22 protein-coding genes are annotated in these 20821 nt (G+C 49.5%); 8 read left to right on the top strand and 14 right to left on the bottom strand.

The genetic code is table 11. The features are described 5' to 3' along the window. Positions 1-7: 7 nt before the first annotated feature. The 8 genes from ACXAG2_RS15360 to trmJ all read right to left on the bottom strand — a co-directional run bounded on the left by ACXAG2_RS15360 (position 8) and on the right by trmJ (position 8270). Positions 8-1225 (bottom strand): aminotransferase class V-fold PLP-dependent enzyme, encoded by a 1218-nt coding sequence (locus tag ACXAG2_RS15360; protein WP_474868344.1) that lies wholly within the window; start codon positions 1223-1225, stop codon positions 8-10. Then, the gene (gene sufD, locus ACXAG2_RS15365; RefSeq protein WP_474868346.1) at positions 1222-2481 is read right to left on the bottom strand and encodes a Fe-S cluster assembly protein SufD; all 1260 of its coding nucleotides are present in this window, start codon (positions 2479-2481) and stop codon (positions 1222-1224) included. The genes ACXAG2_RS15360 and sufD overlap by 4 nt, the downstream gene beginning before the upstream one ends. Then, on the bottom strand, positions 2478-3239 hold the full coding sequence (sufC, locus tag ACXAG2_RS15370; protein ID WP_070125705.1) for a Fe-S cluster assembly ATPase SufC: 762 nt from the start codon (positions 3237-3239) through the stop codon (positions 2478-2480). Before sufC ends, sufD begins: the two co-directional genes overlap by 4 nt. A gap of 2 nt (positions 3240-3241) precedes the next feature. Next, complete coding sequence (gene sufB / locus ACXAG2_RS15375; protein WP_303573030.1) at positions 3242-4678, bottom strand: Fe-S cluster assembly protein SufB; 1437 nt, start codon at positions 4676-4678, stop codon at positions 3242-3244. A 292-nt stretch (positions 4679-4970) separates the two neighbouring features. Continuing rightward, a complete protein-coding gene (locus ACXAG2_RS15380) occupies positions 4971-6137 on the bottom strand; it encodes an IscS subfamily cysteine desulfurase (RefSeq protein WP_474868349.1) in 1167 nt (388 codons plus the stop codon). Next, positions 6134-6622, bottom strand: a complete 489-nt coding sequence (iscR, locus tag ACXAG2_RS15385; protein ID WP_119502022.1) for a Fe-S cluster assembly transcriptional regulator IscR — start codon at positions 6620-6622, stop codon at positions 6134-6136. The genes ACXAG2_RS15380 and iscR overlap by 4 nt, the downstream gene beginning before the upstream one ends. A 102-nt stretch (positions 6623-6724) precedes the next feature. Beyond that, positions 6725-7546: a serine O-acetyltransferase gene (gene cysE / locus ACXAG2_RS15390; protein WP_474847874.1), complete on the bottom strand. Its 822-nt coding sequence runs from the start codon at positions 7544-7546 to the stop codon at positions 6725-6727. A gap of 10 nt (positions 7547-7556) precedes the next feature. Then, entirely contained in the window at positions 7557-8270 is a 714-nt protein-coding gene (gene trmJ, locus ACXAG2_RS15395; RefSeq protein WP_474868352.1) for a tRNA (cytosine(32)/uridine(32)-2'-O)-methyltransferase TrmJ, read from the bottom strand. Between the two features lie 206 nt (positions 8271-8476). Between trmJ and suhB the strand changes: the two genes are divergently transcribed. After that, positions 8477-9253 (top strand): inositol-1-monophosphatase, encoded by a 777-nt coding sequence (gene suhB / locus ACXAG2_RS15400; RefSeq protein ID WP_119502025.1) that lies wholly within the window; start codon positions 8477-8479, stop codon positions 9251-9253. 224 nt (positions 9254-9477) lie between these two features. Here the strand turns inward: suhB and secF are convergent, their stop codons facing one another. The 6 genes from secF to ACXAG2_RS15430 form a co-directional block, all read right to left on the bottom strand. Then, positions 9478-10419, bottom strand: a complete 942-nt coding sequence (secF, locus tag ACXAG2_RS15405; protein ID WP_119502026.1) for a protein translocase subunit SecF — start codon at positions 10417-10419, stop codon at positions 9478-9480. A 12-nt stretch (positions 10420-10431) separates the two neighbouring features. Beyond that, positions 10432-12276, bottom strand: coding sequence for a protein translocase subunit SecD (gene secD, locus ACXAG2_RS15410; RefSeq protein ID WP_474868355.1), 1845 nt, complete (start codon positions 12274-12276; stop codon positions 10432-10434). Positions 12277-12329: 53 nt separating this feature from the next. Continuing rightward, positions 12330-12668, bottom strand: a complete 339-nt coding sequence (gene yajC / locus ACXAG2_RS15415; RefSeq protein WP_119502028.1) for a preprotein translocase subunit YajC — start codon at positions 12666-12668, stop codon at positions 12330-12332. A 24-nt stretch (positions 12669-12692) separates the two neighbouring features. Then, entirely contained in the window at positions 12693-13805 is a 1113-nt protein-coding gene (tgt, locus tag ACXAG2_RS15420; RefSeq protein WP_474868358.1) for a tRNA guanosine(34) transglycosylase Tgt, read from the bottom strand. Positions 13806-13944: 139 nt separating this feature from the next. Next, entirely contained in the window at positions 13945-14994 is a 1050-nt protein-coding gene (gene queA, locus ACXAG2_RS15425) for a tRNA preQ1(34) S-adenosylmethionine ribosyltransferase-isomerase QueA (protein WP_474842637.1), read from the bottom strand. Positions 14995-15233: 239 nt separating this feature from the next. Next, positions 15234-15491: a DUF6471 domain-containing protein gene (locus ACXAG2_RS15430; protein ID WP_119502031.1), complete on the bottom strand. Its 258-nt coding sequence runs from the start codon at positions 15489-15491 to the stop codon at positions 15234-15236. 185 nt (positions 15492-15676) lie between these two features. Between ACXAG2_RS15430 and ACXAG2_RS15435 the strand changes: the two genes are divergently transcribed. The 7 genes from ACXAG2_RS15435 to ACXAG2_RS15465 all read left to right on the top strand — a co-directional run bounded on the left by ACXAG2_RS15435 (position 15677) and on the right by ACXAG2_RS15465 (position 20818). Further along, positions 15677-16066 (top strand): DUF2170 family protein, encoded by a 390-nt coding sequence (locus tag ACXAG2_RS15435; RefSeq protein ID WP_119502032.1) that lies wholly within the window; start codon positions 15677-15679, stop codon positions 16064-16066. Between the two features lie 17 nt (positions 16067-16083). Continuing rightward, positions 16084-16764 (top strand): PspA/IM30 family protein, encoded by a 681-nt coding sequence (locus tag ACXAG2_RS15440; protein WP_474868361.1) that lies wholly within the window; start codon positions 16084-16086, stop codon positions 16762-16764. A 113-nt stretch (positions 16765-16877) separates the two neighbouring features. Next, positions 16878-17930 carry a potassium channel family protein gene (locus ACXAG2_RS15445; RefSeq protein ID WP_474842642.1) on the top strand — a complete coding sequence of 351 codons (1053 nt, stop codon included), beginning with the start codon at positions 16878-16880 and terminating at the stop codon, positions 17928-17930. A 3-nt stretch (positions 17931-17933) separates the two neighbouring features. Next, complete coding sequence (locus tag ACXAG2_RS15450) at positions 17934-18590, top strand: YjfK family protein (protein ID WP_474868363.1); 657 nt, start codon at positions 17934-17936, stop codon at positions 18588-18590. A gap of 18 nt (positions 18591-18608) precedes the next feature. Then, positions 18609-19025: a DUF350 domain-containing protein gene (locus tag ACXAG2_RS15455; protein WP_474868365.1), complete on the top strand. Its 417-nt coding sequence runs from the start codon at positions 18609-18611 to the stop codon at positions 19023-19025. Positions 19026-19038: 13 nt separating this feature from the next. Beyond that, the gene (locus tag ACXAG2_RS15460) at positions 19039-19650 is read left to right on the top strand and encodes a DUF1190 family protein (protein WP_474842647.1); all 612 of its coding nucleotides are present in this window, start codon (positions 19039-19041) and stop codon (positions 19648-19650) included. 4 nt (positions 19651-19654) lie between these two features. Next, positions 19655-20818 carry a glutathionylspermidine synthase family protein gene (locus tag ACXAG2_RS15465; RefSeq protein WP_474868368.1) on the top strand — a complete coding sequence of 388 codons (1164 nt, stop codon included), beginning with the start codon at positions 19655-19657 and terminating at the stop codon, positions 20816-20818. The last annotated feature ends 3 nt before the right edge of the window (positions 20819-20821 follow it).

Genomic DNA, 20821 nt, shown 5'->3' on the forward strand with positions numbered 1-20821 from the left:
CTCCTTATCAAGCAAGCATCATATGAGCCTTGCGAAGCGCACTGAACAAAACGTCCACTTCATCAAGGGTGTTATAAATAGAAAATGACGCGCGGGCCGTGCCGGGAATATTAAACTTCTTCATCAACGGCTGCGCACAGTTATCACCGGTACGGATAGCAACGCCCTGCTGATCAAGAATGTAACCCACATCAGCCGGGTGAATGCCGGCAAGAATAAAGCTCATTACACCCATTTTAGCCGGTGCAGTACCAACAATTCGCATGCCTTCAAAGGCGTCAGCCTGCTCATGAGCACTGGCAAGCAATGCCTTTTCATGGGCCTGTACTGCATGGGTATCCAACGCTGAGAACCAGTTAACCGCAGCGGCGAGACCTACAGCACCGGCAATATTCGGCGTTCCGGCTTCAAGACGGTTAGGCAGTTCGCCCCAGGTCGCATCCTGATAGGTCACATCGGCAATCATTTCACCGCCGGTTAGCCATACGGGCCAGTCCTGCAATACGTTTGCCCGTCCCCACAGCACACCAGTGCCGGTAGGGCCAAATAGCTTGTGGCCGGAAAAGGCATAGAAGTCGCAGCCAATATCCTGCACATCCACGCCGCCATGAGCAATGCCCTGAGCGCCATCGACTAACACCAGCGCCCCGTGCTCTTTCGCTTTCGCCGTGAGCAGTTTCACCGGATTCAGCGTACCCAACGCATTAGAGACATGGGGAAAAGCTACCAGACGGGTATTGGTGTTCAGCAGCGCAGTAAAGGCGTCTGTGTCCAGCTCACCGGAATCAAAGATGGGCGCAACTTTTAATGTTGCACCGGACACTTTACAGGCTTGCTGCCAGGTCACGAGGTTCGCGTGGTGTTCCATTTCAGTCACCACAACTTCATCACCGGCTTTCAGCAACTGACCCAGGCCTTTCGCAACCAGATTAATGGCTTCGGTAGTACCGGCTGTCCAGATCACTTCCTTACGGTCATTCGCGTTAATAAACGCGGCCACATCGTCTCGGGCTTTTTCAAACCGTCGCGTGGCTTCATCAGATAGCGCATGAGCACCACGGTGCACATTGGCATTCGTGGTGGTGTAGAAATCCATAATGGCATCCAGCACTGCCTGCGGCTTCTGTGTGGTTGCTGCATTATCCAGATAAACCAGCGGTTTGCCATTCACCTTGCGGCTGAGGATCGGAAATTGCGCCCTCAGGGCCTGTACGTCCAGACTCATTTTACCTCCATAGAGGCAAAACGTTCGCTGAGTTTGGGCAGCAGCCAGTCAGCAATGGCTTCTTTCGGAATTTGGGTAACCAGTTCCTGAATAAAGCCGAAATTCAGCATGACCAGCGCCTTACTGCGGGGAATACCGCGGCTCAGCATGTAATACAGTGCCGTATCATCGATTTCTGCAACCGTAGCGCCGTGAGCACATTTCACATCATCCGCATAAATTTCAAGCTCAGGCTTGGTGTTAATCAGCGAACGGCGCGAAAGTAACAGGTTTCGGTTATTCAGCTCTGCCAGTGTTTTCTGGGCATCGCGGTGAATATGGATACGACCGTTAAATACAGCGCGGGCACCGTCACCTACGATACCGCGGGCATTTTCTTCTGATGTACCATTCGGAACAGCGTGCTCCAGAGTAGTATGCAGGTCGAACAGTTCACCTTCCGCCAGCAGATAAATGGCGTTCATTTTCGCATTAGCGTGCTCACCGGCATGCCAAACGTCGATATCAAGTCGGCTTAATTCACTGCCGTAACCTACCAGTGTGCTGTTCAGGCTGGCTTCTTCACCGAGCTTAAAGTGACTGCCACCGATTTGTTTCGCTTTACCGGTAAACAGGGCAAAACGATAATGTTCCAGCTGGGCATGATCTGCAATGCTGTATTCAGCAAATGCCGTTGTCAGGCTGTCAGCCGTGCCTTCACCATGTTCAATAACAGTCAACTTGGCCGCTTCACCCAAACGCACCAGTACGCGGGTATGGGCATCGCCTGCCTGAGTGCTGAGGTTCAAAACCCGCACAACCGGTTTGATTTTTGCCCCTGCAGCAACATCGATGAACACGCCTTGTTTAGACACGGCGTCATTTACCAGTCCGAAGGTGTGACGGGCAGGTTTAATCTTCGCAAAAATACTTTTGATAGCTGCCTGTTCGTCATCACCGGCTTTTTTTAGTGACTTGATTTTCAGGCCTTTAGGCAATGACAGTTCACTGATGTCAGTCACCAGCTTGCCGTCAGCGAATACCAGATCGATAGTATCCAGCTTATCAATCTGCGGCACAGCAGGTTCTTCTGTCACCTTCGCTTTAATTGCTTTACGTTTCTCAACGCTGGTCAGCGGGGTAAAACGCCATTGCTCGGCACGCTTACCCGGCCAGCCCTGCTCCTGCAGCGCTGCCAGTGACTTTTTACGTTGTGAAGAAAGGAAGTCAGAAACATCCTGAGCGTTGTCAATGACTTGTTCCAGCCATTGGCTCATGCTTCACTCTCCTCGTATTTTTTACCTAAGAAAGCGTAACCATTTTTCTCAACTTCCAGCGCCAGTGACGCATCGCCGCTCTTGACGATTTTGCCGTCGGCCAGAATGTGTACGAAGTCCGGTTTGATGTAGTCAAGCAGGCGCTGATAGTGGGTTACCACGATAAAGCTGCGCTTGTCGTTGCGCTGGCTGTTTACGCCGTCAGCGACAACCTGCAACGCGTCAACGTCCAGACCGGAGTCTGATTCGTCAAGAATACACAGCGACGGTTCAAGCAGAATCATTTGCATGATTTCGTTACGCTTTTTCTCACCACCGGAGAAGCCTTCGTTTACGCCACGCTTAAGGAAATCCAGCGGCAGTTGAACCTGCTTGCACGCTTCTTTGGCTTTCTTGAGGAATTCTGCTGCAGTCAGTGGCTCTTCACCACGCTGTTCGCGCATCGCATTCACCGATTCCTTCATGAATTCCATGTTAGAAACACCCGGAATTTCTACCGGATACTGGAATGCCAGGAACAGACCTTCACGGGCACGCTCTTCTACGTCTAAATCCAGTAAGTCTTTACCGTTCAGTTCTACCGTACCGTCAGACACTTCGTAGCCGTCACGGCCAGACAGTACATAGCCCAGCGTGGATTTACCCGCACCGTTAGGGCCCATGATAGCGTGTACTTCACCCGGACCAATCTCCAGATCCAGACCTTTAATGATGGTCTTTTCTTCGACGCTGGCATGTAGATTAGAAATTTTTAGCATTATTACCCCACTGAACCTTCAAGACTAATTTCGAGCAGCTTGCCAGCTTCAACGGCAAATTCCATTGGTAGCTCTTTGAATACTTCTTTACAGAAACCGTTAACGATCATCGACACGGCTTTTTCCGCGTCCAGACCACGTTGCTGGCATAAAAATAACTGCTCATCGCTCACTTTCGACGTTGTCGCTTCGTGCTCTACGATGGCGGTAGGGTTTCTGCTTTCAATATACGGGAATGTGTGTGCACCGCACTGATCGCCGATTAACAGCGAGTCACATTCGGTAAAGTTACGGGCACCGTCTGCACGGGGGCCCATCTGCACCAGTCCACGGTACGCATTATTGCTCTTACCTGCGGAGATCCCTTTCGAGATAATGGTGGAGCGGGTATTCTTACCCAGGTGAATCATTTTCGTACCGGTATCGGCCTGCTGGCGTCCACGGGTCAGCGCTACTGAGTAGAATTCGCCCACGCTGTTATCACCTTTAAGTACACAGGAAGGATACTTCCAGGTAACTGAAGAACCGGTTTCAACCTGAGTCCAGGAAATCTTGGCATTGGTGTGACAAATACCGCGTTTGGTTACGAAGTTATAAATACCGCCTTTACCGTCTTCGTCGCCCGGGTACCAGTTCTGTACCGTGGAATATTTGATTTGTGCATCGTCCATGGCAACCAGTTCAACCACTGCGGCGTGCAGCTGGTTTTCGTCGCGCTGAGGAGCGGTACAGCCTTCTAAGTAAGACACATAGCTGCCTTCCTCGGCAACAATCAGGGTGCGCTCGAACTGACCGGTATTTTGTTCATTAATACGGAAATAGGTAGACAGTTCCATCGGGCAACGAACGCCTTTTGGAATAAATACGAATGAACCATCGGTGAATACCGCACCATTCAGTGCAGCATAGAAGTTATCTGTACGCGGCACCACAGAGCCAAGGTATTTCTTAATGAGCTCAGGATATTTGTGAACAGCCTCAGAAATCGGGCAGAAAATAACCCCGGCTTCTTCCAGCTTTTCGCGGAATGTGGTCACAACGGAAACGGAGTCGAAAACCGCATCAACCGCAACACCCGCCAGCATTTCCTGCTCGTGCAAAGGAATACCCAGTTTTTCGTAGGTACGCAGCAGTTCAGGGTCAACCTCGTCTAACGACTTAGGTTTGTCCTTCATACTCTTCGGTGCGGAATAGTAAGAAATAGCCTGGAAGTCCACTTTAGGATACTCCACATGGGCCCACTCCGGTTCTTCCATTTGCAGCCATGCGTTGTAGGCTTTTAAACGCCATTCAAGCATCCACTCCGGCTCACCTTTCATTTCTGAAATGCGTCGGATAACGGATTCGTCCAGTCCACTTTCGAAGGTTTCCGATTCGATTTCAGAATAGAAACCGGCATCGTACTTACGCGATAGTGCCTGATCGATCTGTTCACTCATTATTGGATCTCACCTGTTTGCCTGAAATTGCGGGTCCATTTCATTACAAAGCCATGTCGGTCTTGCTTTGCATCACTGAAAACAAAACATTGTTTGTCAGCCGGACCAGCGCGATAAATCGGTTAAATTGTATAATACCTGAGTAATCCACTCAAGAATTGCTCCGGGCGCTATACGCTGACAGACCGCTGATGCCGCGCCGGAAAAAGCGTGCGCATCATGCCCGAAACAGGCCGTCAGTTCAATGTTTACGCGGTTGTGATATGGTCAACCGCCCGGTTGTTTGTGCTTACTACTGCGCGCTGCGAAGTGTGTTAACTACACTGCTTACCTTGCTGACCACGTATTCAATGTCAGCCTGTGTGGTATAACGTCCAACCGTAAAGCGAATTCCGCTGTGCGCCAGCTCCGCACTCATGCCCAGCGCAGCCAGAACATAAGACGGCTCAAGGCTGGCAGATGTACATGCAGAACCTGATGATACGGCAACATCATTCAGTGCCATCATTAAGCTTTCGCCATCTACACCACCAAAGCTGACATTCAGATTTCCCGGCAAGCGCTGTTCTGCGTGACCATTAAGATAGACGTTGTCTAATTGGCTGATGCCCTGCCAGAGCTGGTCACGTAAACCACGTATCCGCTGACTTTCTTCAGCCATTCCGGCCTCAGCCAGGGCAAAGGCTTCACCCATTCCAACTATCTGGTGAACAGGCAGCGTGCCGGAACGCATGCCCCGCTCGTGGCCTCCGCCGTGAATTTGAGCAGAGATTTTCGCTTTAGGGCGACGACGCACATACAACGCGCCAATACCTTTCGGACCATAAATTTTGTGGGCTGACACTGACAACAAATCAATATCAAGTTCACTGAGATCGAGCGGCAGTTTTCCGGCAGATTGTGCAGCATCCACATGAAACAGTATGTCTCTTTCGCGACATAGCTTACCGATGGCGGCGATATCCTGAATCACACCGATTTCGTTGTTCGCATGCATCACGCTCACCAGAACGGTATCGTCCCGCATAGCGCCGGCAATCTGTTTAGGGGTAATGAGACCATCGCTGTCCACAGCCAGAACCGTAACCTCAAAGCCTCTTTCAGCCAGTGCATCGCAGGTATCCAGCACGGCTTTATGTTCAGTATTAACGGTAATGATATGCTTACCCTTGCTAAAATTAGCTTCAGCAGCACCTTTTATCGCCAGGTTGTTGGACTCAGTGGCTCCAGAGGTAAAAACAATTTCTCTGGGATCGCAGTTGAATACATCTGCAATCTGATTACGGGCGATATCTACTGCTTCTTCAGCAATCCAGCCGTAGCGATACGTACGGGAGGCCGGATTTCCAAAGTTTCCGTCCATGGTTAAGCACGCCATCATTTTCTCTGCCACACGGGGATCAACCGGTGTGGTGGCGGCATAATCTAAATAAACGGGTTGTGTACGGGCTTGAGTCATGACAACTGAATGCTAACCTTGATGTCTTCCAGAGGTTTAATGATGGATGTTTGCTTATCCTGGCGCCCGGCCACTTCCTGCACTTCACGCTGAGACATCAGTTCACCCAACGTAATGGAATCCAGGAACACGCTGATACGGTCGCTCAGATCCTGCCAGAGGCTGTGCGTCAGGCAACGTTCACCGCCCTGACAATCCGCCTGTCCCTGACAGCGGGTAGCATCAACGGATTCATCAACGGCGCGGATGACTTCACCCACAGCAATTCGCATGGCATCGCGGCCCAGCAGATAACCGCCGCCAGGACCACGTACACTGTCGACCAGCTTCTCTTTACGAAGTCTGGAGAACAGTTGCTCTAAATATGATAAGGAAATTTCCTGACGCTCGGAAATGTCAGCCAGCGGCACGGGACCGCGGGTTGAATGCAACGCAACATCCAGCATAGCTGTAACGGCGTAGCGCCCTTTTGACGTTAATTTCATGACTTTCTCCCAGCCTTTTTCAGGCGGGAATTGTTACATTCTTGACTAAAATGGTCAAGTATTTAACCTGGTAAATTAGTCAGGTATTATCTATCAGCTTAATCAGATTTTCGGGTCAAAATCGTCCTGCACTTCACCCTGTTGAGGCACCACAGGATCAATCCCCGTATCAGCGAAGTCTTCAGCTTTAATGGCATGCAGATTGTCAGTACACACATCACCGCCCATTGCGCGGATAACGCCGCAGAGTTCTTCCACCTTATTGTCCATCTGGTGAATATGCTCAAGCATAACGCCCATGGCATTTGCAACCGGGTCCGGATTGTCAGTAGAAACGGCGTAGGCATCGAAACCGTATTTCTCCGCAATCTGGTGGCGACGGGTAACTTGCGGATCATCTGATGCAGTTTTTTGGGTTTTAACGATGCGTCCGGGAATGCCCACCACCGTTGCTCCGGCCGGTGTATCCTTGACAACAACCGAGTTAGAGCCGATTTTTGCCCCTTCAGCAATCACGATGGGGCCAAGCACTTTCGCACCGGCACCGACGACCACGTTTTTCTCCAGGGTAGGATGACGTTTTCCGGCCTTCCAGCTTGTACCACCCAGCGTTACACCATGATACAAAGTGACGTCATCACCAATAACCGCCGTTTCACCAATGACAACCCCCATGCCATGGTCGATGAAAACTCGTCTGCCAAGTGTGGCGCCCGGGTGAATTTCGATACCCGTTAACCAGCGGCTGAACGTAGACAACGTGCGTGCAAGCCATTTTAAGTCGTGCTTCCACAGCTTATGACTGATCCTGTGCAACCAGATGGCATGCAGGCCCGGGTAATTGGTCAGTACTTCAAAGGTATTCCTTGCCGCAGGGTCACGGTGAAAGACGCCTTTTATATCTTCTTTTATTCGCGGAAACACGGTACAACCCTCACTTTACGGCTTTGTCGATGGACGACAAAATGCCGCGCAGAATGTTCAGTTCCTGACTTTCCGGACGGGCACGGTTGAACAGACGGCGTAATTTGGTCATCACCATGCCCGGATGGTTCTTAACAATAAAGTTTGTACAGGTAAGGGTTTGTTCGAGGTGCTGGTAAAAACGTTCCAGATCTTCGTTTAATGGGTAGTCATTTTCAGTGGGCGGGAACGCATCTTTCTCCAGCCACGCCATGCGCACTTCATAGCATAATGTCTGTACTGCGGCGGCAAGATTCAGTGAGCTGTATTCCGGATTGGCGGGAATGCACACATGGAAATGGCATTGCTGCAGCTCTTCATTCGTCAGACCGTTATTTTCACGGCCAAATACCAGTGCCACCGGATAATCCGGTACTTCTTCAATCAGTTTACGACCGCAGCTGCGGGGTTCCAGCATTGGCCAGGAGTGAGTTCTTGAACGTGCAGAAGTCCCGACGACCAGTCCGCAGTCAGCAACCGCTTCCTGAAGCGTGGCAACAGTTTTCGCTTTTGCCAGCACATCACCGGCGCCGGCAGCTAACGCACTGGCGTGGCCATCCGGCGCACTCACAGGATCAACCAGATACAGGTTACTCAGGCCCATGGTTTTCATCGCCCTTGCGGTTGAACCAATATTGCCTGTGTGGGATGTATTAACCAGTACTATCCGGATGTTGTCGAGCATGCGTGTTACCTTCACCTGTTTTGCGGGTGGCGGATAATAGCACAATAGCTTTCTGGATGGCTATTTACCCCGCCCTGCAGAGGCCGTTTTTTCGCCGCCGGCCATTGCATATTTTAGCGGCTCTGTTAAACTTCGCGCGCTTTCAACGTGTATGGTCAATTTCCGTACAACGTTTACTATGATCTTTTACAATTGGTGGTTTACTTATGCATCCTATGCTGAATATTGCGGTGCGCGCTGCGCGTGTTGCCGGAACAATCATTGTGCGCGGTTTTGAGAATCGTGCTGACCTGACGAAAGAAGTGAAAGGCGCCAATGACTACGTAACGCAAATCGACAAAGAAGCCGAAAAGGCGATTATTAACAAAATTCAGCAGTCTTACCCGGACCACAGCTTTCTGGGTGAAGAAAGTGGCGAAACCCACGGTAAGGATTCAGATTTTCAGTGGGTTATTGATCCATTGGACGGAACCACCAACTTTGTAAAAGGTATCCCCCATTTCTGTGTTTCCATAGCTCTTCTGCACAAAGGTCGTCTTGACCAGGCTGTTGTTTTTGATCCAATCCGCAGTGAAATTTTCACCGCCAGCCGTGGTCAGGGTGCCCAGTTGAACGGCTACCGTATCCGTGTAACCAAACCCCGCGATCTCACTGAAACTGTACTGGCTACAGCCCTGCCGTTTAAAAACAAAGCACAATTTGGTGAGTATGCCCTCGGCCTGAACAAAATCTTCCACGAATGTGGCGATATCCGCCGCGCTGGCAGTGCAGCGCTGGATCTGGCTTACGTTGCAGCCGGCCGTGTCGACGGTTACTGGGAACGTGGCATTAAAGCATGGGACATTGCAGCAGGTGAACTGCTGGTGCGTGAAGCAGGCGGCCTGGTAACTGATTTTAAAGGTAACAACGACCCGCTTTATAAGGGTGAAATCGTAGCCGGCAGCCCGAAAGTGGTTCAGGGCCTCGTAAAGCATCTGAAATAAGCAGCACCTGAATCAGGAAGCACACTTCCACGGAAGTTAAAATGCTTTCAAAGGCCAGCGCAAACCCGCTGGCCTTTTTTGTTATTGCTGCCCTGAAAAGATTCTGTAACTTATAACGGCTGTTCAAATTCCACCATATAAACCGTCATTAAATACCGGCAAACAGGTCATAAAAAAGGCCGCTTACAAAGCGACCTTCTTCAATATCGTACTCCCGTATTTGTTTACGGAAGCGGGTCCATATCGGCACCTTCTTTCTCTACCTGCGGAGGCATCAGATCTTCTTTACTGATCCCCAGTGCCAGCGCAACAGAGCTGGCAATGTAGATTGAAGAGTACGTACCTACCGCAACACCAAACAGCAGCGCTGTTGCGAAACCGTGAATAAGCGCACCGCCTTTATAGAAAAGCGCAACCAGTACCAGCACCGTGGTCAGTGAAGTAATGATGGTACGATTCAAGGTTTGCGACAGAGAGATATTTACAATCTCTGTAGGCTCACCCTTACGAATCTTGCGGAAGTTTTCACGGATACGGTCGCACACAACGATGGTATCGTTCAGCGAGTAACCGATAACCGCCAGCACGGCGGCCAGTACAGTCAAATCAAATTCGATTTGCAATACAGAAAACAAACCCAGGGTAAGAATAACGTCGTGTACCAGCGCAGCCACAGAACCCAGCGCAAAGCGCCATTCGAACCGCATAGCAACGTACACAAGAATACACAGCAGTGCCACCAGCATGGCGAGACCGCCCTGCTCTGTCAGTTCATCACCCACCTGGGGGCCAACGAACTCAATACGACGCATGTCTACGGTTTCACCGTCAGCACGCAGCGCAGCAAGTACCTGGTCGCCAATGGCAGAGGCTTTTACACCATCCCGGGGCGCGATACGGATAAGCACATCCTGACTGCTACCGAAGTTTTGTACAACGGCATCAGCAAAATCTGCTCCGGCCAGCTCAGAACGGATCTTCTCAAGATCAGCGGATTCTTCATAACCCACTTCAATGAGTGTTCCGCCTGTGAAGTCCAGACCCCAGTTCAGACTATTCATGCCCAGCGACACCAGTGAGCCGAGGATAAGCACAGTTGACAGGATCATGGTTGCCACACGCAACCGCATAAAGTTAACCGTATGGTTCAAAGATAAAAATTGCATAGTAACGGTTCCTTATATCGGCAGCGAAGTGACGCGGCGGCCGCCCCAGATTGCATTGGTGATCACACGGGTTACCAGAATCGCGGTGAACATGGACGTCGCAATACCAATCATCAGCGTGATGGAGAAGCCTTTAATCGGACCTGTACCCACAGCAAACAGGATCATACCGGCAATAAAGGTAGTCACGTTTGCATCGAGGATGGTAGAAAACGCGCTGTCATAGCCCATGTGAATGGCTTGCTGAGGACTGCGTCCGTCACGCAGTTCTTCACGAATACGCTCGAAAATCAGTACGTTGGCGTCTACCGCCATACCAACGGTCAATACAATACCCGCCATGCCCGGTAAGGTCAGGGTCGCGCCGGGGATCATAGACATCACACCGATGATGATCACCAGGTTGCTCACCAGAGCCACATTGGCAATCAGGCCGAACGCTTTGTAGTAAACAATCATGAAAATCAGAACTGCTGCCAGACCCCAAACGATGGCCTGCATACCCATTGCGATGTTTTCTGCGCCCAGGCTCGGGCCAACGGTACGTTCTTCAACAATTTGAATGGGAGCAATCAGTGCACCGGCACGCAGCAGTAAAGACAGGTCACGGGCTTCTTTCGGAGAGTCCAGACCGGTAATACGGAAGCTGCTGCCCAACTGCGCACGAATCGTTGCGATACTGATCACTTCTTCATGCTTTTCGAAAATCAGTTTACCGGCGTCATTACGTTCACCGGTAGACTTGTACTCGATGAAAACCGTCGCCATAGGCTTGCCGATATTACTGCGGGTAGAACGGGACATCTTGTTGCCACCCTCGGAATCCAGCGAGATGTTTACCTGCGGGATACCGTATTCATCAACGCCGCTGTTTGCGTCAGTGATGTGGTTACCGGTAAGCATGATGCGTTTTTCCAGTAGCTGAGGACGGCCACTCTGATCGTTAATCAGTTGAGACCCTGCCGGCACACGGCCATTAACAGCATCAGCAACATCGTGGTCTAAGTCCACCATGCGGAATTCCAGCGTTGCAGTGGCATTCAAAATTTCTTTTGCCCTTGCAGTATCCTGAATACCCGGCAACTGCACCACAATACGGTCTGCACCCTGTTTCTGTACAACAGGCTCAGCAACACCTAACTGGTTTACACGGTTGCGGATGATGGTGATGTTTTGTTTTACTGCGTTGTCACGGATTTCAGATAATTTCGCCTCAGAGAAAGCGGCGCGTAATTTCATACCCTCCACTTCTTCAAAGCTCAGATCACGGTTCTGGTTGCGCAGGAAGAACTCTGCTTTTTCCAGCGTCTCCTGATCACGGAACGTGATATCCAGATAATCATCATGCTGAGACACGGTACGGTAACGCAGCCCTTCTTCACGCAGAGAGGTTCTGAAACCGTTTTCTGCATCTTCCAGAGATTTCTTGATTGCCTCGCTCATATCCACTTCCATCAGAAAGTGAACACCGCCACGCAAATCCAGACCCAGCTTCATGGGAGAACCACCAAGGTTTTCCAGCCACTCCGGCGTATCCGGCGCCAGGTTCATAGCGACGTAATAATCTGTACCCAGTTCTTTTTCCAGTAATTCACGGGCGCGAAGCTGAGCATCACTGCTATTCAGGCGAACCAGAATTTGCTCGTTTTCGAATTCGGTTTTCTTAACACTGATATTGTTGCCTTTCAGTGCGTCCTGAACGCGGGTAACCAGTTGTTCATCAACTTTGGCATCGCGTCCGGCAGAAATCTGCACGGCGTTATCTTCACCGTAAATGTTGGGAAGTGCATATAATGCACAGAGGCCAATAATTAGAATGACCACCAGCACTTTCCAGATCGAGTTTTTATTTAACACAGGAACTTCCTTTTACCAGAGAGCCGGGAAAATCCCGGCTCTGGCAGCATAGCTTAAATCGATTTCATCGTGCCTTTTGGCAGCACTGCAGAAACAGAGGTTTTCTGGATGACGATATTGGTTTCATCGTTTAACGCAATTTCAATAAAGTCTTTTTCTTCAGATACCTTAGTGATGCGTCCGACCAAACCACCCTGGGTGAGAATTTCATCTCCTTTGCCCAGTGAAGAGACCAGATTTTTATGCTCTTTAACACGCTTGGCTTGCGGGCGGTAAAGCAGGAAGTAGAAGATAAGACCGAATACACCCAGCATAATGAGCATTTCGAAACCGCCACCCTGTGGTTGACCACCGGCGGATTGCGCGTAAGCGTTAGAAATAAACAAGCTCATAATTTCCTCATTTTTTAAATGTTGTTATAGTGCCGGAACCGGCAAACCTTTTTGTGCGTAAAATTCTTTTACGAATCCGTCTAAATCATCTGCGTCAATGGCATCACGCAAACCTTGCATGACCCGCTGGTAATACCGCAGATTGTGAATCGTATTCAGACGGGCGCCCAGGATCTCATTACATTTGTCCAGATGATGGAGATATGAGCGTGAATAGTTTTTACAAGTGTAACAATCGCAGTTTTCGTCCAGTGGTGACGTATCGTTGCGATGTTTGGCGTTGCGGATTTTTACCACACCTCCAGTGACAAACAGATGACCGTTGCGGGCGTTCCGTGTTGGCATTACGCAGTCAAACATATCAATGCCGCGACGAACGGATTCCACTAAATCTTCCGGTTTACCCACACCCATCAGATAACGGGGCTTGTCCTGCGGAATTTTAGGTGCCGTGTGTTCAATAATGCGGATCATGTCCTCTTTGGGCTCACCCACAGACAAACCGCCAATGGCGTAACCATCAAAGCCAATCTCTTCAAGGCCGGCCAGCGATACGTCACGAAGACCTTCATACATACCGCCCTGCACAATACCAAACAATGCCGACGGATTATCGCCGTGGGCTTCTTTACTGCGTTTGGCCCAGCGCAAAGAAAGCTCCATAGAGATCCGCGCTTCCTGTTCCGTTGCCGGATAAGGAGTACATTCATCAAAGATCATGACGATATCAGAGCCGAGATCCCGCTGCACTTCCATGGATTTTTCAGGTGTCAGCAAGATTTTTTCACCATTGATCGGTGAACGGAAGGTCACGCCTTCTTCGGTGATCTTGCGCAGGTCGCCAAGACTGAACACCTGGAAACCACCGGAGTCAGTAAGGATTGGCTTATCCCAGTGCATAAAATCGTGAAGATCACCATGTTGCTTTATGATACCGGTGCCCGGACGCAACATCAGGTGGAAAGTATTGCCCAAGCAAATGTGCGCGCCGCTGTCCTTCAGCTCTTCAGGGGTCATCCCTTTTACAGTGCCATAGGTGCCTACAGGCATAAAAGCCGGTGTTTCTACCACGCCTCTGTCGAATACCAGACGGCCGCGTCTGGCTTTGCCATCGGTTTTAAGTAGTTCAAATTGCATTAAAAACTGTATCCCGAAATCACCAGCGGGCGATGCGCAGCTGGCGTAAATAAAAAATTTGGCGGCGATTATACCAGTTTCAGCGTACAGATCATGCTCTGCAGCGCGGTAACCCTGAAATTAAACGCAACCCTGCTGTTTATGCCGGCTGGCTTTGCGCTTTTTCAATGAACATGCTGTCGCCGTAACTGAAGAAACGGTATTCATTTGCAATGGCATCCTGATAGGCTTTCATGACATGTTCTCTGCCGGCAAATGCACTGATCAACATCATCAGTGTGGACTCCGGCAAGTGAAAGTTCGTAAACATGGCATCCACGACTTTAAAATTGAAACCCGGATAGATGAAAATATCAGTATCATCAAAGAAAGGCCGGATCAGATCATCACCGGCGGCTTTTGCAGCCGACTCCAGCGAACGTACCGAAGTAGTACCCACGGCAATAACCCGTTTACCTGCAGCTTTGGTGGCCACTACGGCATCTGTCACATTCTGCGGCACTTCGGCATACTCCGAGTGCATAACGTGTTCCTGAATATTATCAACACGTACCGGCTGAAATGTGCCGGCCCCGACGTGCAAGGTGACGAACGCCAGATTCACACCTTTAGCCCGCAGGGCGGTCAGCATGTCGTCGTCAAAATGTAATCCGGCTGTCGGTGCAGCCACTGCGCCCGGCTTCTGATTATAAACAGTCTGGTAACGCTCTTTATCACTGCTTTCATCAGCACGGTCAATGTAAGGAGGCAGCGGCATATGGCCATATTGCTCAAGTTGAGAAAGTACTGAAGCCGCATCATCAAAATGAATGAGAAATAGCGCGCCTTCCCTGCCCGTCACGGTGACGTGCACCTTTTCTTCCAGCAACAATTGAGTACCGGGTTTGGGCGCCTTACTGGCACGCACGTGGGCCAGTACCTGATTATTATCTAAGATCCGCTCTACCAGCACTTCCACCTGGCCGCCGGAGGCTTTTCTACCTCTCAGCCGCGCGGGAATTACCCGGGTATTGTTGAATACCAGCAAGTCACCTTCATCTACCAGAGACAGCATCTCAGCGAACTGCTGATGTTTAACTGAACCGGTATTTCCATCCAGGCACAGAAGACGGCTGGCACGACGTTTTTCTGTAGGATATTTGGCAATTAAATGCTCTGGCAGCTCGAAACTAAAATCAGATAACTTCATTTTTCACTTCAAAATCAGTAAATTAAAACTCGTAAATATACGCACGTATATTTTTAGATAACTATATATATACCGAAATACGCATAAACATTATACAGCGCGGACTTAAACGCTTAAGATACGTACAGATAGTGATGATGTTCTCCCAAACAGATCCTATTCTGACCCGGTAGCTTTACCGGGTTTTTTTTATCTGTTTCACAGGATTACCTTAATTCCTGATTACCCTGGTGGACGTCTCAGTCATCATCCATATCGTTAAGAATGTCACCGACGGCCTGCATAGCAAGTGGCCGGGCATTTAACACCATCATGATCTGCAAAAACAAATCAGCCCCCATAATACCTTTATTCACTTTGTTTCGCAGGTTATCTGCACTCTGCTCCACCCCAATTTCGGCTAACCGGTCACTAAGTGCCTGATATTTAACACCTCTCACCGACATTTCTGACTTTACGAGCCTTGCCACTGCTTGCCGCCAATTATTTTTCGCCATCAGAAAACCACCATTTGTGAGTTATACTTTACAAAAACACACTTTTTTACACATAAAAGAGGTATTGATTATTGACTACTTTGCCCCAACCTGTCTACACTGAACCCCGTGAATGTTGTCGTGCACTTTAAAAGTCGTTTACAGTGTTGTCGACATTTTCGCTTCAATCGTAAAGGAGAGACGTTATGACGTGGGATCTGGAAAAGCTTGAATCCCTCTTGCAAGAACACGACGACTTTGTCATCACCCGTGAAGAAGGCTGTCTTCTTATTGCTAATCAGGATGGCATTGATGCCTGGCTGGCATTGAGTGGCGAGCAGATCCTGGTGGAAAGTCTGTTATTCCCGGCTTCCGATGTAAAAGACAAGCCGGCTTTGGATCACGAGATTCTGTCAACGCACATGGTATTTCCGCTGACGACAGTAGGTATTTCCACCATTGGTGGTGATGAATACTACACAGCTTTTGGCGCACTGAGTGCCCAGTCAAAGCCTGAAAGTATCGTGATCGAAGTTGAAACCTTGTTTCAAAACGTAGCGTCTTTCTTAGATGCCTACGAAACGCATTTAAAATAACCTGACAGGAGAAGCGAATGTCTGTTTGGAAAAAATTAGTAACAGCTGTGAAAGGTGGTGCCACTGAAGCTGCGCAAGCCGTAGCCGACAGTCAGGCAATCAGAATTCTTGAGCAGGAGATCCGTGAAGCAAAAGAAGAGTTACGTAAATCTGATCATGCCCGCACGCAAATCCTCGCGAAATGCAAATTATCGCAACAGAAGGTAGACAGCTTCAGTGCTTCTATCGCTGAATACGAAGCCCATGCCCGCAAGGCGGTTGATACAGACCGTCAACTGGCACTGGATTGTGCACAAAAAGTGTCTGATTTGAAAGCTGAGCAGGAACAGGAACAGCAATACCTTGACCAGTTCAAACAATCCGAGAAGCAACTGGCTCAAAATATTCAGCAGGCCAAAGCAAACCTGCGCCGCCTGGAACAGCAGGTAGATATGGTAAAGGCGACTGAAAGTGTGCAAAAAGCACAGGTAGCTGTATCTTCACGCCATATGGGTGCGAACAGTAAAATGAAGACTGCGACCGAATCTTTATCGCGGATTCAGGAAAAGCAAAAACTTCGCACCGCTGAGTTGCAGGCTGCCGAAGAGCTGGCGGCTGAAGAGTCCAGCAGCGATCTGGAAAAACGCCTGTCTGAGGCAGGTATCAAAGGCGGAAAATCATCTGCAGATGATGAACTGAGCCGGATTCTGGGTAAGTAATTAATGCTAAGGGGGCTGACACGCCCCCTTACTTTTTGTGACTTGCACCGGAAATTGCTTTTACGTCATACTGCTTAGCTCAGAAATAATCATCAGGGACGCATCCATACACCATGGCTTCATGGACCCACATTCGTAAACTCATGCTGCGGTATTTTTCCGAATCCCGCTGGTACACCATTGTCACCATCACTTTTATCTACGGCTTACTCGCATGGTTGATGCTGTCTGCTGCGGGAGAAGAAGCGCTGACCAGCCATGCAGACTTTTTTTACTGGATGGCTGTTACCGCCTCAACTGTCGGTTATGGCGATCTGTCACCGGTCACACCGGCAGGTAAAATTATCGTATCGCTGTATGTAATTCCGGTGGGATTGAGTATTTTCGCGATGGTAGTGGGCCGCATTGCGGCATGGGTGAGCCATCACTGGCAAAGAGGACTGTTAGGAATGAAACCATTACATGTTGAAAATCACATTCTGGTTATCGGCTGGAATGAAAACAAAACTCTGCTGTTGCTGGATTTACTGCTTAAAGAGCGGGAAGCCCTGCCGGATAAGCCGGAAATCGTGCTGTGTGTAAAAGCAGATATTCACAACCCCATGCCGGACAAAATTGAATTTGTGAAAGTTGATTCATTTAACCGCGATGAAGATATGGACAAGGCCTGCGTCGCCACCGCAAGAACCATTCTCATGGACAATCCGCAGGATGACGTGACGTTAACCACAGCCCTTTATTGCACTAACCGCAATCCGGATGCCCACAAAGTCGCGTACTTTACTGACGATACGCTGGTTCCCCTGCTGCAGATGCATTGTCCAAAAGTTGAGTGTACACCGTCAGTGGCCGTTGAAATGCTGGCGAAAGCAGCTTTTGATCCCGGTTCCAGTATGCTGCATCACGATTTAATCAGCGTTGACGACGGTCAGGCACAATTTTCAGCCCAGGTGCCGGCGGATATCCAGTCTCTTGCCGTAGAGCATGTGTTTAATAATTTTAAACGTGAATATAACGCCATTCTTATTGGCTACGCCCCCGGCGGCGTGTATAAAAATATGGTTCTCAACCCTGATTTCTCACATACCATTTGTGGCGGTGACAAAGTGTTTTACATCGCCGGCAGCCGGTTGAACGATATTAACTGGCAAACATTAGGAGCGTAATCAATGTTTGGCAAATTGTTTGGCAGAAGTAAGAAAGACACAGAAAAAGCAAAACCCAAATCTCCTGAAATCATGGGATTATATCTGGGCGGTTCATTTGAACTGGATGATCTGAAACTTAAGCTGCTGGAACCGCAACTTACCATCGAAGGCGCGGCCCGTTCCCAACTGATTCAGGCGGTGGGAGAAGCCCCGCTGGACAGTGGTGGAACTTTGCTGCGTTATTACACTGACGATGACGGCTTCCTGCAAGTTGTCACAGATGGTGGTCTCACAGAAAACCATATTACCGACGTTAAGCTGTGGTACTTTTACGAAACTAAAACCATCGGCAATGAAGCCCAGTGGAAAGAAGCATTAAGTTCTGTGATTTCAAGGCCCGTTTACACGCTTAACGGACACGATTATCACCGTGTATGGGACGCTGTCGGTGAAATATCACCGCCGGTTGCTGTTACTGAAACCACCTATGAAGAAGATGGTGATGTCAGTACAACTGACCAGTTTATGATGCTTTATGAACGTCCCCTTGATAACGGACGCACAGAGTCGCTGCTGGTAGCCGGTGAAGAAAAAATTGTAGGTCACAATGCAGACCGCTGTCTGGTGATAAGCACAGGGTTCGATATTGAGCCCGCCGACATTACTATTAACGGTTAATAAAAGGATACATACCTAATGGACACTATCATTCAATCATTAGCAGGGCTGGATAATTTCGCCTTATACTTTGCTATCGCTGTCGCCTTTTTGTTTGTATTTAAAATCGTATACGCCATGGTCACCCCGCATGACGAATGGAAACTGGTCAAAGAGGAACAGAATGTAGCTGCGGCCACCGGTTTTGGCGGCGCGTTGATTGGCTTCGCTATCGCCCTTTCAGGTGCAGCTTCTAATGCTGTATCCATTGTGGATTTCGCGCTGTGGGGCGTGATTGCCATCGTCGCCCAGTCATTTGCATTTGCACTGCTGCGCTTTACCTTTATGCCGAAAATCGCAGAACGCATTAACAACAATGAAGTTTCCGCAGGGATCATGCTTGCTGCCATGTCAGTGGCAGTGGGTCTGCTGAACGCTGCTTGTATGACATACTGATTCGGAGACAGATATGACCCGGAAAAGAAGTCGTTACATAGATTTGCGCAAAATGCGCAAAGGGTTTGCACTAAAGCCTCTGGCCGTAGGGATTGCCGGTATAATGGCAACCGGTTGTGCAGACGACCGTCAGGATGCACAGATTTATACCTCGCTGGAAGATTGTAAAACGGATTATCCTGACGCGGCAGAACGCTGTGATGCAGCTTACCAGACTGCCCTCGATGAAGCGTCCCGTACCAGTCCCCGTTTTAATTCTGAATATGACTGCGAGTATGAATTCGGTCCGAATCAGTGCCGTGAAGTTAATAATTCAGGTGGCAGTTTCTTCATGCCGTTCATGGCAGGGTTTATGGTCAGCCAGTTGCTCTCCCCCCGCCCTTACTATTCACAACCCATTTATACCTCTTATTCCCCGTATTCGCCGTTCCGCTCAAAATGGGTGACTGCAGATGGCTATGTGTTTGACGGTGACATCCGCAAGCGTAATTACAAAGTCAGTCCGTCTGTTTATAAACCCAAGCCCACCGTTACCCGTACTGTCAGCCGCGGTGGTTTCGGCAGCTCTGTGAGAGCCAAATCAAGCTGGGGTAGCAGCAGCCGTTCCGGAAGCTGGGGCAGCTGATCCCGTGCTTCGTATTCCGCTCAGAGAGCGGCCTGACTGGAAACAGCAGGCCGCTGAGTACGGCTTTCATTTCCACACCATGTACGGCGAGCCGTATTGGGATGAATCTGCTTATTATCAGTTTTCACTGAAACAAATTGAGCAGGATATAGAAGACCCTACCGCTGAATTGCATCAGATGTGTCTGGCAGCAGTAGATAAGGTCATCCGTGACGAAGAGTGGCTGGACCGCTTTCAAATCCCCGCCCTTCACCGTGAATTCATTCTCCGGTCCTGGCAGGACAACGCCCCCTCACTCTATTCCCGGCTGGATTTAGTCTATGACGGTAAAAGTCCGGCTAAGCTGCTGGAAAACAATGCAGACACGCCCACGTCCTTGTATGAATCCGGCTTCTGGCAATGGTTATGGCTTGAACAGCAGGTAGACCGGGGAAATTTACCCCGACACGCCGATCAGTTTAATTCCTTACAGGAAAAGTTAGTTCACCGGTTTGAAGAAATCGCAGCTTACTACCGCATCCGTCACATGCATTTCGCCTGTTGCCGGGACACCGATGAAGACAGAGGTACCGTACAATATTTGCAGGATTGTGCTCAGGCAGCAGGTCTGCAATCAGAGTTTCTATACATTGAAGACATAGGCCTTGCAGATACCGGCGCGTTTACGGATTTAAAAGATAATCCCGTCACTGAATGCTTCAAGCTCTATCCCTGGGAATTCATGCTGAGGGAAAGTTTCGGTGATGCCTTGTCAGGTGCCGGTACAAACTGGATAGAACCGCCATGGAAAGCCATTTTGTCCAATAAGGCTCTGTTACCCCTTTTATGGGAAATGTTTCCTGGCCATCCCAATCTGTTGCCTGCCTACTTCCCCGAAAATGCGCCGGGCCTAGAAACCGGCAAATGGATTCAAAAACCGCTGTTCTCAAGAGAAGGGGCAAATATCAGCCTGATTGAAAATGGTAAGCAAACCAAACTCTCCGACGGTCCGTATGGAGAGGAAGGCGTTGTGATCCAGGCGTTTACTGCCCTGCCCCGGTTTGCTGAAAATTACACACTGATCGGTAGCTGGCTGGTAGACGATATGCCTGCCGGTTTGTCTGTACGGGAAGACAGCAGTGAGATCACTCAGGATTTATCCCGTTATCTGCCACACATTATTGCGTAAACC

The sequence above is a fragment of the Alteromonas sp. ABH4_456 genome (assembly GCF_056160645.1).

Excerpts from the sequence above, each read along its gene's own strand:
- ACXAG2_RS15360 (WP_474868344.1), bottom strand. The coding sequence starts at position 1,225 with ATGAGTCTGGACGTACAGGCCCTGAGGGCGCAATTTCCGATCCTCAGC.
- sufD (WP_474868346.1), bottom strand. The coding sequence starts at position 2,481 with ATGAGCCAATGGCTGGAACAAGTCATTGACAACGCTCAGGATGTTTCT.
- sufC (WP_070125705.1), bottom strand. The coding sequence starts at position 3,239 with ATGCTAAAAATTTCTAATCTACATGCCAGCGTCGAAGAAAAGACCATC.
- sufB (WP_303573030.1), bottom strand. The coding sequence starts at position 4,678 with ATGAGTGAACAGATCGATCAGGCACTATCGCGTAAGTACGATGCCGGT.
- ACXAG2_RS15380 (WP_474868349.1), bottom strand. The coding sequence starts at position 6,137 with ATGACTCAAGCCCGTACACAACCCGTTTATTTAGATTATGCCGCCACC.
- iscR (WP_119502022.1), bottom strand. The coding sequence starts at position 6,622 with ATGAAATTAACGTCAAAAGGGCGCTACGCCGTTACAGCTATGCTGGAT.
- trmJ (WP_474868352.1), bottom strand. The coding sequence starts at position 8,270 with ATGCTCGACAACATCCGGATAGTACTGGTTAATACATCCCACACAGGC.
- suhB (WP_119502025.1), top strand. The coding sequence starts at position 8,477 with ATGCATCCTATGCTGAATATTGCGGTGCGCGCTGCGCGTGTTGCCGGA.
- secF (WP_119502026.1), bottom strand. The coding sequence starts at position 10,419 with ATGCAATTTTTATCTTTGAACCATACGGTTAACTTTATGCGGTTGCGT.
- yajC (WP_119502028.1), bottom strand. The coding sequence starts at position 12,668 with ATGAGCTTGTTTATTTCTAACGCTTACGCGCAATCCGCCGGTGGTCAA.
- tgt (WP_474868358.1), bottom strand. The coding sequence starts at position 13,805 with ATGCAATTTGAACTACTTAAAACCGATGGCAAAGCCAGACGCGGCCGT.
- queA (WP_474842637.1), bottom strand. The coding sequence starts at position 14,994 with ATGAAGTTATCTGATTTTAGTTTCGAGCTGCCAGAGCATTTAATTGCC.
- ACXAG2_RS15430 (WP_119502031.1), bottom strand. The coding sequence starts at position 15,491 with ATGGCGAAAAATAATTGGCGGCAAGCAGTGGCAAGGCTCGTAAAGTCA.
- ACXAG2_RS15435 (WP_119502032.1), top strand. The coding sequence starts at position 15,677 with ATGACGTGGGATCTGGAAAAGCTTGAATCCCTCTTGCAAGAACACGAC.
- ACXAG2_RS15440 (WP_474868361.1), top strand. The coding sequence starts at position 16,084 with ATGTCTGTTTGGAAAAAATTAGTAACAGCTGTGAAAGGTGGTGCCACT.
- ACXAG2_RS15445 (WP_474842642.1), top strand. The coding sequence starts at position 16,878 with ATGGCTTCATGGACCCACATTCGTAAACTCATGCTGCGGTATTTTTCC.
- ACXAG2_RS15450 (WP_474868363.1), top strand. The coding sequence starts at position 17,934 with ATGTTTGGCAAATTGTTTGGCAGAAGTAAGAAAGACACAGAAAAAGCA.
- ACXAG2_RS15455 (WP_474868365.1), top strand. The coding sequence starts at position 18,609 with ATGGACACTATCATTCAATCATTAGCAGGGCTGGATAATTTCGCCTTA.
- ACXAG2_RS15460 (WP_474842647.1), top strand. The coding sequence starts at position 19,039 with ATGACCCGGAAAAGAAGTCGTTACATAGATTTGCGCAAAATGCGCAAA.